The 1,129-nt window shown below is 80.4% G+C and carries 1 protein-coding gene; it reads left to right on the top strand.

The annotated features are described in order from the left end of the window. The coding region (locus tag N866_RS19000) for a bifunctional ADP-dependent NAD(P)H-hydrate dehydratase/NAD(P)H-hydrate epimerase (protein WP_034229822.1) at nt 1–1,129 on the top strand (1,129 nt) is incomplete at both ends.

A 1,129-nucleotide genomic window follows, 5' to 3' on the forward strand; every position in this document is an offset into this window, starting at 1 on the left:
CCCCCGCGCCTGCGTCGGGCGCCTCCGGCGTCGACTGGCTGGGGGACGCCCTCGCCGAGGCGGCCGCCGCCGACGTCGTGCTGGACGGGCTGCTCGGCATCGGCGCCCGCGGGGGGCTGCGGGGGACCGCGGCCGAGGTCGTCCGGCTGCTCGCGGAGGTCCTGGGCCAGCTGGAGTCGGTGGGTGCCGGGCATGTCGCGGCGCTGCGCCCGGCCGTCGTCGCCGTGGACCTGCCCTCGGGCCTCGCGGTAGACACCGGTGCCGTCCCCGGCCCGGTGCTGCCCGCGGACCTCACGGTGACGTTCGGCGTGCCGAAGCCGGGGCTCCTGCTGCCGCCGGCGGCGCACCTGGTGGGCCGGCTGGAGGTGGTCGACCTGGGCCTGCGGCCCGTCCTGGCCGAGCGGTCCGTGGCCCCGGCGCTCGTCCGGCTGGGCGCGGCCGACCTCGCCGGCCTGTGGCCCGTCCCGGGGCCGGGCGCGCACAAGTACAGCCGGGGCGTCGTCGGCGTGGTCGCGGGGACCGCCACGTACCCGGGTGCGGCGGTGCTCACCGTCGCGGGCGCGCAGGGTGCCGGGTGCGGGATGGTGCGGTACGTCGGCCCGGACCGGGTGCGCGAGGCGGTCGTCGCCGCGCACCCGGAGGTCGTGACCGGCTCCGACGCGCAGGTGCGGGTGCAGGCGTGGGTGCTCGGCCCGGGGCTGGACCCGGCGGACGAGGACCAGGCGGACCGGGCGCGCGCCGCGCTCGCAGGCGCCGTGGCCGAGCACCTCCCGGTCGTCGTCGACGCCGGCGCGCTGTGGCTCCTGCCGGACCGGGTGCCGCCGCGCGTGGTCCTCACCCCGCACGCCGGCGAGCTGGCGCGCCTGCTCCAGGGGCGGTGGGTCGACGTGGACCGCGAGGACGTCGAGGCCGAGCCGTTGCGGTGGGCGCGGGAGGCGCACGACCGCACGGGCGCGACGGTCCTGCTCAAGGGGGCCGTGAGCGTCGTCGTCGGGCCGCACGGCGCCTACGCCCAGGCGGACGCGCCCCCGTGGCTCGCGACCGCCGGGGCCGGCGACGTCCTTGCCGGCATCCTGGGCGCGCTCCTCGCCGGCCGCGCGGACCTCGACGCGCCCGACGACCCCGCTCG

The organism is Actinotalea ferrariae CF5-4 (assembly GCF_000603945.1).
Taxonomy (GTDB): Bacteria; Actinomycetota; Actinomycetes; order Actinomycetales; family Cellulomonadaceae; genus Actinotalea; species Actinotalea ferrariae.